6 protein-coding genes are annotated in these 10,399 nt (G+C 48.3%); 3 read left to right on the plus strand and 3 right to left on the minus strand.

What is annotated here, in order from left to right; genetic code table 11:
* Positions 1–466 precede the first annotated feature (466 nt).
* The gene (priA, locus tag ACESTD_RS18050; protein WP_373159078.1) at positions 467–2,932 is read left to right on the plus strand and encodes a primosomal protein N'; all 2,466 of its coding nucleotides are present in this window, start codon (positions 467–469) and stop codon (positions 2,930–2,932) included.
* 21 nt (positions 2,933–2,953) lie between these two features.
* Positions 2,954–3,415, plus strand: coding sequence for a low molecular weight protein-tyrosine-phosphatase (locus ACESTD_RS18055; protein WP_005833576.1), 462 nt, complete (start codon positions 2,954–2,956; stop codon positions 3,413–3,415).
* On the opposite strand, the gene ACESTD_RS18060 is transcribed toward ACESTD_RS18055, so the two are convergent.
* Complete coding sequence (locus ACESTD_RS18060; RefSeq protein ID WP_329779524.1) at positions 3,412–5,502, minus strand: BT4734/BF3469 family protein; 2,091 nt, start codon at positions 5,500–5,502, stop codon at positions 3,412–3,414. The two genes, ACESTD_RS18055 and ACESTD_RS18060, sit on opposite strands and share 4 nt — an antisense overlap.
* A 400-nt stretch (positions 5,503–5,902) precedes the next feature.
* On the opposite strand from ACESTD_RS18060, the gene ACESTD_RS18065 reads away from it, so the two are divergent.
* Positions 5,903–6,526, plus strand: a complete 624-nt coding sequence (locus ACESTD_RS18065; protein ID WP_016272009.1) for an HU family DNA-binding protein — start codon at positions 5,903–5,905, stop codon at positions 6,524–6,526.
* Between the two features lie 174 nt (positions 6,527–6,700).
* Here the strand turns inward: ACESTD_RS18065 and ACESTD_RS18070 are convergent, their stop codons facing one another.
* The gene (locus ACESTD_RS18070; RefSeq protein WP_016272010.1) at positions 6,701–7,039 is read right to left on the minus strand and encodes a hypothetical protein; all 339 of its coding nucleotides are present in this window, start codon (positions 7,037–7,039) and stop codon (positions 6,701–6,703) included.
* 98 nt (positions 7,040–7,137) lie between these two features.
* Positions 7,138–10,347 (minus strand): hypothetical protein, encoded by a 3,210-nt coding sequence (locus tag ACESTD_RS18075; protein ID WP_118275173.1) that lies wholly within the window; start codon positions 10,345–10,347, stop codon positions 7,138–7,140.
* Positions 10,348–10,399: the final 52 nt, after the last annotated feature.

Consider the following 10,399-nt stretch of genomic DNA (forward strand, 5'->3'; position numbering starts at 1 on the left):
CTTGGCGCGGGCCGTTCCCCGACCGATGAGTTTTCTAGAGATAAATAATGCGTGACACAGTTTATTTTACACTACCGAACATCCTCCTTTTTTTCTCCAGAAACTTTTTTCTCCTCACTTTGCTTCCACACTTCCGCCCACCTCCTGCATCCCCCTGTCCATCGGCATTTACCCCGCTGTGGAAGCAACAAAAAAAGGTGGAAGCAAAATCTGCTTCCACCTACTCAAAATGCCATAGTTTTACCATAACTAACTCACTCTTATTTTAATACATCGAACAAAGCTTATAAAACGCTTACACCAGTTTCCCCATACCTCTACACCCATCCTACCCATAAAATCTGCAATACCCATATCCCCCCTTATCTTCATCCCAAATCCACAACAGACTCCTCCCCCTCTCATCATAAAAAATGACCCCGTTCATTTCATTCTCCCTCCACTTTCCACTATCTTTGTCCCCACGATGAAAAAGTTTGCCGACGTCATATTGCCTTTGCCTTTGCACAGCTGCTTCACCTATTCCCTGCCCGACGAGTGGGCGGATGAAGTGCAGATTGGTTGCCGGGTGGTAGTACCATTCGGACGGAAGAAATACTATACAGCCATCGTGCGCAACGTGCACTATTGTGCCCCCACCGAATACGAAGTAAAGGAAGTGTCCGCTTTGCTGGATGCCCGCCCGATACTGCTTCCGCGGCAGTTCAAGTTCTGGGAATGGCTCTCCGATTACTATCTCTGCACGCAAGGAGACGTCTACAAAGCTGCCTTACCCTCTGGCTTGAAGCTGGAAAGCGAAACAATCGTAGAGTACAACCCCGATTTCGAATCCGATGTCTGCCTGCCGGAGAAGGAACAGAAGATACTGGATATGCTCTCTGCCGACCCGGAGCAATGCGTGACGAAACTGGAGAAGGAGACCGGCATCAAGAACATACTTTCTGTCATCAAGTCACTGCTCGACAAAGAGGCCATCTTCGTAAAGGAAGAATTGCGCCGCACCTACAAGCCTAAGACCGAAACCCGTGTACGCCTCACCGCCGCCGCCCGCAACGAACACCGCCTGCACATCTTCTTCGACGAGTTGCAGCACCGTGCCCCCAAGCAACTGGACCTGCTGATGAAATATCTGGAACTCTCCGGCTACCTCAGCGGACGAGATATAAAAGAAGTCTCCAAAGCCGAACTGCTGCAACGCACCTATGCCACCCCTGCCGTATTCAACGGTCTTGTGGACCGTGGTGTATTCGAAGTCTACCAGCAGGAAATAGGTCGCATAGACAAAGCACTCCTCAAAGAAGTCATCCCCGTCAACCCGCTGAACGAGCACCAGCAACGCGCTTATCACTCCATCTTAGAGAATTTCCAAAGCAAGAATGTCTGCCTGCTGCATGGCATCACGGCAAGCGGCAAGACAGAAGTCTACATTCACTTGATAGAGGAAACCATCCGGCAAGGAAAGCAAGTGCTCTATCTCCTGCCCGAAATAGCCCTCACTGCACAAATCACAGAGCGCCTGCAACGCGTATTCGGCTCCCGACTGGGCATCTATCACTCCAAGTTCCCCGATGCCGAACGGGTGGAAATCTGGCAGAAGCAGCTGTCGGAAGCAGACTATGACATTATTCTCGGCGTCCGCTCCTCCGTTTTCCTTCCTTTCCGCAACCTCGGTCTTGTGATTGTGGACGAGGAGCACGAAAACACTTACAAGCAGCAAGACCCCGCCCCCCGCTATCATGCCCGCAATGCAGCCATTGTACTCGCCTCCATGTACGGCGCCAAAACTCTGTTGGGTACAGCAACCCCTTCTGTAGAGACTTGGCACAATGCCACATCCGGCAAGTATGGCCTTGTGGAACTGAAAGAACGCTATAAAGAGATACAACTGCCGGAGATTATCCCCGTAGACATCAAGGAGCTGCACCGCAAGAAGAAGATGAACGGTCCGTTCTCCCCACTGCTCCTACAATATATCCGCGAGGCACTGGAACAAAAAGAACAAGTCATCCTCTTCCAGAACCGCCGCGGCTTCGCCCCCATGATAGAGTGCAACACCTGCGGCTGGGTACCCAAGTGCAAGAACTGCGACGTCAGCCTCACCTACCATAAGGGGCTGAACCAACTGACCTGCCACTACTGTGGCTACACCTACCAACTGCCCCGCATCTGCCCCGCCTGCGAGGGCACTGACCTGCGCAACCGCGGCTTCGGCACGGAAAAAATAGAAGATGACATCAAAGCCCTCTTCCCCGACGCCCGCGTAGCCCGTATGGACTTGGACACCACCCGCACCCGTACCGCCTACGAGCGCATCATCTCCGATTTCCAGCAAGGCAAGACGGACATCCTGATAGGCACGCAAATGGTGTCCAAGGGTCTGGACTTCGACCACGTCAGCATTGTGGGCATACTCAATGCCGACACCATGCTGAACTATCCCGACTTCCGCGCCTACGAGCGCGCCTTCCAGCTGATGGCGCAGGTTGCCGGACGCGCCGGACGGAAGAACAAGCGCGGCAGGGTGGTGCTACAAACCAAAAGCATCGACCATCCCATCATCCCGCAAGTCATTGCCAACGACTACGAAGCCATGGTAGGCGGGCAGCTTGCCGAACGCCAGATGTTCCACTACCCGCCCTACTACCGCCTGGTGTATGTCTACCTGAAGAACCGGAACGAGACCCTGCTCGACCTCATGGCACAGACTATGGCCGCCAAGCTCCGCACCGTCTTTGGCAACCGTGTGCTGGGACCGGACAAGCCGCCCGTAGCACGCGTACAGACCCTGTTCATCCGAAAGATTATCTTGAAGATAGAAACCAATGCCCCGATGGCACGTGCCCGCGAGCTGCTCGTCCAGGTGCAAAAGGAGATGGTGGCGGAAGACCGCTTCAAGTCGTTGATAGTGTATTATGATGTAGACCCGATGTAAATAACTCGTAACTAAAGAAATATGAAGAAGATACTTTTCGTTTGCCTCGGCAACATTTGCCGTTCCTCCTCGGCAGAGGGAGTCATGAAACATCTGATAGAAGAAGCCGGACGTGCGGATGAGTTTTTAATCGATTCTGCAGGCATTCTGTCCTATCACCAGGGCGAACTGCCGGACAGCCGGATGCGTGCCCATGCTGCCCGCCGTGGATACAATCTGACGCATCTTTCGCGACCCGTACGTACCGAGGATTTTTACAACTTCGACCTGATTATCGGTATGGACGACCGCAACATCGACGACCTGAAAGATCGTGCCCCTTCAACCGCCGAATGGAGCAAGATACACCGCATGACGGAATACTGTACAAAGTTTACCCATGCCGACCATGTACCGGACCCCTACTACGGCGGTTCCGAAGGTTTTGAGTATGTGCTGGACATTCTGGAAGATGCTTGTGCGGGGTTACTGCAGAGCATTTAATCCAGCGGCATTACATGATACAGTGTCCCCTGCCTTGACTTCTTGTTCGGTATTTCAAGCTTCTTGAGCGTCCGCCCGAATACGGCAACCTTGTTGATTGCCAGACGGTCACGCGTTTTTGTCTGTAAAGCGGAAAGAATCTGCATGGGCATCATCCATTGCCCCTCTTCATCCTCTTCTGCCGCGCGGAAATGGCTGTGGAAGAGTTGTTCCAGTGGGGTGAGCTGTTCAAATTCCCGGTTCGTCCGCTTCAAGATGGCTTCATCGGCATCATCCAGCCAGTAACGCTCACCTTTGGCTACGGCATTCAGAGCCTGCGCATAGAGCTGGCGGTAGTTGATGGTGACATTCGTATCGATGGGACCGGTGACCTCAATGCAGATGAAACGGCGGCTGCCACTGGGATCGGACAGCAAGTCCTTCTGATTGCTGGTACCGATGAAGGAGGCATACCGCCGCATCTCACGGATGGTGCTGCCGTAGGGTTTGCGCAGGTTGGCAACCGGTTTCTGCAGCAGATGCTTCAAGAAACCCTGCTGGTTGATGCTGATTTGGTCGAACTCGTCGATGTTGACGAGCAGAAAGCGTCCCAGGCTGCGCTCCGCTTCCTGCCTGCTCTTGAAGTCGATGCTGTCCGTATAGCCGAAACGCAGCTCCGGTGGCAGCAAAATGCGGCAAAAGGTGGATTTCCGGAACCCTTGAGAACCGACAAGCAGAGGAGAAGTATTGTTTCCGTGTTGCCGGTCCATTCCACGCCAGTGTGCCACCATGCCCAGGAACCAGCGGTAGAACAGCTCCTGCCAATGAGGATTGTGGCACGGAACGAGGTCGGCCAACGCCCGGATGCGGTCTTTCCCGTCCCAGCGGCCGGTGTCGTAAAGGTATTCTTCGACGGGATTATAGAGTGGTACGTAGTCTGAAGTTAGGAAACGGTTGATATCGCGGTCCCATACGCGGATACCCTCCTTCAGGGCATTCATGGAGACCGTACTGCGGGCACGCTGGTCAGCAGGCTTGAAATAGAAATGGACGGAGTCGCGCTGACGGTATTCCAAATCATCCAGAACGGTGTTGTAGCGAAACTCATACCGGCGGCCCATAAACTCTTCCAGCCGGAAAACGCTCTCCTGCTCTTGCGTCAGACTGCTCTTTTTCCCGAAGCCTTTAAGCTCTTGATATAGGTTATGAATCGTTTGACGGACAATGAATTCATCCGTTTCCCGGTAATAGTGCATCAATGTCTGGCGGACTACTTCCTCTTCGGGAATGCCTGCCTTGAAACAATGTTCGGCCAGAGGCACCAGCAGTATCCGTAAATCCCCGTCCCGTTTCCAGCCGCCCAATCCGCGGAATGCACGGTCAAGGGCCGACTCGAAGAGTACGGCAAAGGTGTCCGAGGCTTTACTGTCCGGATGCAGCCGCAACAGCGGGTTCTTTTCTGCGAGTTTTCGTTGCCGGAAGTTCTCTTCCTCGGGCATGCCGAGGGGTTGTTCCAAGCAGAAAGGCACAGCGGCAGGATTGTAGTAAGGATATCCATCCAGAGTCATGCGGCAACTCTGGGTAAGGGAAGGTTCTTTCAATGTAATGGCAAACGGCAGCAAGGGCTGGTAGCACTTCACCGTCATACGGTAGGCGTGGGCATGAAACAAGGCGGCATCGCTCTCCAGCTTCGGTGTCGTGCCGTCGGGCAGGGCAAACAATACCCATATCTTGGCACTCCGTCCGCTGGAACCGCAGAAAGCGGCAAAGGTCTGTGGCAGCAGGGCAGCTTGTTGCTTTACATATTCCGCTTCGGCAATGCCCGACAGACGGTTTATTTCCAGTTGTACGAGTCCGTTATAGTTCTTCATCCGTCGTTCCCCCTCTTGTGTACGGCTATATTCCACGGCGGGATAGATGCGGGGCAGCTTGTCTATATGTTCGTATTGGGCGCAAGTGCCCTCCAGTTGAGGAAGGATGACCCGGAGGGTCGATACATGTCCGGCTTTGGTTTCGGTTTTTAGTTTTTTAATCAGTGCATCCGTTTCCAGGGTGCTGAGGGCTTCCTTTCCGCTCTCTTTTTCTGCTCTAATCAAGGTAATTTTCATTCTGTTTGTCAGCTTGTTTGGGTAAATATAATTCTCGTAAAGATACGACATCAGGAGGCGGAAAACAAGTATTCAGCAGAATAATTATTAAATAAATGCCTGCTTCCACAAACTATACAGCGTGGTGTCGGAAACCTTTGGATTTCTTTTTTAAAACATAGGCATTCCTTTGCTTTTCTCCCTTTGTTTGTCTACTTTTGTATAGGGAATAGATGACGCCTAACGACCATGAACAACTCTGCTTACGGCCATGAAGCAATCGCTTGACGACCGTAAGCAGAGTTGTTCATGGCCGTTAGGCGTCTCTCTTTCCATAGCTTTTACGGATGAAGTACGCCCCCCGCACCTATTCCGCATAGGGCGCAAACTTATTATATAACAACTTAAAAGACATTGAACTATGGCAATTTTATTTGATTGGTATGAGCTTCCGGAACCAAAAGACAAACAGCGGGAAGAAAAGATACTTCATCCACGCATCCGCTTGAACGGCTCTACCACTACCGACGAACTGCGTCGCAGAATTCAGGAACGCAGCTCGTTGACGGAGACTGATGTCTCGGCGGTACTGGATGCCTTGTCGCACGTCATGGGGGAAGACCTTGCCGAGGGGCGGCAGGTGCATCTGGACGGTATCGGCTATTTTCATCCCGTACTGACGAGCACGGAGCCGGTGACCGCTGCGACCAAACGAAAAACCACCAAGATTAAGCTGAAGGGCATCAAGTTTCGTGCCGACCAGGTGCTGAAGAATGAGATAGGTGCCATCAAAGTTAAACCGCTGGGGCTGAATGAGCATTCCCAAAAGCTGAGTGACAAGGAGATTGACAGGCGACTGACGGGCTACTTCTCTACGCATCAGTTCCTTACGCGCGAGAGTTTTCAGGTTCTCTGCGGGATGATGCGTTCCACTGCGCAGCTTCATATTCGCCTGCTTCGTAGCGAAGGCAAGCTCGAGAATGCAGGAAAACTGAACCAACCGATTTATGTACCTTGCACGGGGTATTATGGTAGAGACGAGTAGGTTACGGTAAAACTATAGCGTTTTGAGTAGGTGGAAGCAAAATTTGCTTCCACCTTTTTTTGTTGCTTCCACAGCAGTTCAAGTGCCGATGGATAGGGGGATGCAGGAGGTGGGTGGAAGTGTGGAAGCAAAGTGGGGAGAAAAAAATCTAGAGAGTGATGAGAGGCGCGGAAATCATTCTATATACTTCACCTCTTCACCTAAGGCATCATGGTTCATTTCGCGTATACTGCGATAAAGCTTACCATTTTTCAAATAATAATAATTCTGATAACCAGCAAACTCTATGTTGGCATAGGTTTCATTGTTACGATCTTTGCTTATTTTCCAAGAACTTTCGTAAATCATAGAATCTTTGAAAGTTATGATTGATGTAGAATCTGGACGAAGCTCAAACTTTATGCCGTTGGCAGTAGTGAATATACCGACAAAATCATGTTCTTTTTCGTTGTTGTCACATCCGGTTAGTAGCAGTATTCCCAACAATATTCCTATAATGACTGTTTGTTTCATATTTTTAGTTGTTATATTATAAAAAAGAGTGCTTCAATCGGATGAAGCACTCTCTCTTGTCTGTTTACTTTATTGGCATCTCTTTTCAGAGTTGTCTCTTATCTTCCTGCGGGAGTACCGGCATTTTCATTTACGTGGATTTTGAATTCCTGAGTGAAAGTCTTCCACTTATAACCGAACTTGATAGGAACATAGATTTCATAATCCCAGTTTACAGGAGTACCACTGTGGTTGTAGTAAGTCAGTGTTTCCTTACCAGTTGTTGCATCTACGTTGTAAACTACAGTTGTGTTGGCAGGAAGGCTACCTTCCTTGTAACCAGCCACAGGCTGCAAATTGCCGTCTACCAGTTTCAGGTTAGTCTTAACTTGATCAGTCATCCAGTTGCTCGGAGTACATTCGTAGAATTTGAACAGTTCTTTTTGCAGAGCTGTTGCATTGGGAGCCTCAGAAGCAGTGTAGAAATTACCGTTTTCGTCTGCATTCCAGCAAGTGTAAGTATAAGCACCTGTTACATCTACAGAGCTACCGTTAACAACAGCATCAGTTACTTCTCCTTCTTCCTTATTCACTGTGATAGTCATCGGTTCAATGATGTTGGCATCATAAGCCTTGATAACTTCAGTATGGGCAGCCGGATGTCCCGGAGTTGCATCACCATAGCAAAGGTCTGCAACCAATTTGACAGGAACAATCTGGCCTACCAAAGCTTTGGCAGCTTCTGTCGGTTTGGTGTCTTTTCCGAAATTGGATGCTGCATCCGGATCAGCTTCTTGCAATTTGATGTTATAAGTCTTGTGACCTTTCAGAGGATTATCTACGACAGTACAGAGGTTGTCCTTATAATTGTCAATTGTTGCAGCCAATTCACCTGCAATGTACAATTTTGTGTTGTCAGTACTCAATGTAACAGCACCATCCTTGAATGTCTTGCTGGCAACATCAAAGTACTTATAAGTTTTACCAGCCAACTTTTCAGCATCGAATTCAAAACGTACACCTTCCAATTCAAATGTAGGAGAATAAGGATTCTTCACATTCGCAACGTTCTTATCCTGGAAGTACAGGTATTCCCATGCACCAGTAGCAGGTTTTACACCGTCTTTGTTCAAGAAACCGTTCACTAAGTCAGTGTAGATATTTACGGTCGGATTATTGTTAGTCTTATCGCCAGTCAATACGTGTCCAGTGGTTTCATTCCATGCAGGATTCCATTCCACAGCACCATAAACTACCGGGTTCACATTGAATACAGTGTTGTTGGTGTTTTTCTTCCAATAACGATTGTCATATCCATATCCACCGAATGTAGGTTTGTAGATAGTACGTGTCAATGTAATCTTCAAAGTAGGATATGCTTTTGTCGGATCTTTCCAGAAGAATGTCTTGGTGAATACCATATCTTCGTGATTTTTCCATACCGGATATTTCTTCACGATGTCAGCATGAGTCAAAGTCCACTCAATGTTGTAAGATTCAACGCCGTCTTCTGTATTCTTAAGAAGTTTAACCTTACCATAATCTACTCCATCTTGTGCGTCGAAACCCTCGTCAGTGTAAATGGCGTGGAATTCCTGTTTGGTCATACCGCCTTCTTTTGCACCGTTGTAGATAACTTCGTTCATGGCTACAGTACCAATTCTATCTGCGAAATTGCCACATTTGAATATGGTATCATCGTATGTGAAACCGATTTCACGCATACCTTCTTCTTTCACCCATTTCACCTTGATGTAGCGCATAGCTACCAAAGCATTGTTTACAGTATCCACCAACTCTACACGTACCAACGGTTCGCGGCCTACTGCAGTGGCAGATACACCGTCAAGGCTATAGACTTTTGAAGTCATGTGACCATTCATAGGAGAATCGATTTCTGCAAATTTCTGCTGGTCAGTCTTGTTGCTGTTATTCTCCGGACCACCTAAAGTGATATATTCTTCAGTAGCCTTGTAGAAACGGAATGTCAGACCGTAGTCTTTGTATGCCTTCAACTCTGCATGTTGTTTATGGTCTTCTGCACCGATTTCCGTTGTACAAACCTCAACCAATTTCTTCAGGTCAAGGACTTTGTCATACTGTGCATAAACGTCAATCATGTTGTTAGCTTGTGATTCGTATGCACAAATAGAGTCGTGGTAGTGTACGTAGAATCTGCCTTCGCCATCGGTCTGAACTTCGTCAGCAAATTTGCCGGTCATAGTTTCGCCGTACTTCGTACGTGCATTAGCGATATAAGGAGCTACTTTTGTTTCGTGCAGACGAACATATTCAGAGTTTACATAAACTTGAGTGCCATTTTCCTTAAGGGCTTTAGCTTCATCAGCAGTCAAGTTTTCCTTAGCGATAGGAGCCTTTAGAGAAGCCATGTAGAAAGTTTCTTTTCCACTTGCATGACCGCCTGCTTCATTGATGGATTCGGCAACAGTCTTCTTGAATTGTACTGTCAATACATTGTCTTCTATTTTATAGCCAGTTGGCTGGATAGGAGAGTTCTCCGAAATCGTTGCGCCAGCTTTGGTGAGGATGTTTTCAGATTTGATGCAATCGAAAGAAGGCATATAGATATCCTCTGTACGTACACCCATATTGGGGCTAACGTGGAAGTAAGCCTCATTTTTGTCTGTAGATACCGTGTATGGATTAGCACCAGCTTTATTAACGTGGTCAAGTACAAGAGTTTTGGAATGTGCGGTAAACGTTCCTTCAGAATCTTCGTCAGTTTGAGGACCATCTGTATGTTTTGCCATTGCCTTGTACTCTTGTGGAGTATACTGTAGAGTAGTCAATGTAATAGCAGCAATACCATTGATATGACTTGTAGGAATTACAGCCAGACTAGTCAAACGATGTCCGATAATAGACATAACTTGAGCGCTCAATGCATCAACCTCAGCAGCCAAGTCTTTTAGTTTTTCGTCTGTAACAAAGCCGCCTTCCAATTCTTCTTTCAAGTCGTTGATTTTAGTCTCAACTGCCTCCAAAGAAGCCAACTTCTCAATTTGCTTTTCCAGTTCTTTCTTCAAAGCAGTCAAATCTGCCTCGGATACTCCGCCTTCTGTCGAATTAGCCTTGTCCAAAGCTTCCTGAGCTTTGTTCTTGGCCTCGTTTGCGGCACTTTTGGCTTCATCTACAGCCGTCTGCAACGTAGTAACTTTTGCATTCAGGTCATCAAGTGAAGCTTTCTTGTCCAGTTGTTCCTGCAAGTCCTTGATGTCATCATCATAATCCTTACAAGACGTGAACGTACCTGCAGTACCCAACATCAAGGCACTGAACAGGGTCACACTTAGAAACTTCTTGTTCATAATTGAAAACTTTAAATTTATAAATTTAAAAAAATAAAAAGTGAATAATCTC

The organism is Bacteroides sp. AR20, from assembly GCF_964250605.1.
Taxonomy (GTDB): domain Bacteria; phylum Bacteroidota; class Bacteroidia; order Bacteroidales; family Bacteroidaceae; genus Bacteroides; species Bacteroides uniformis.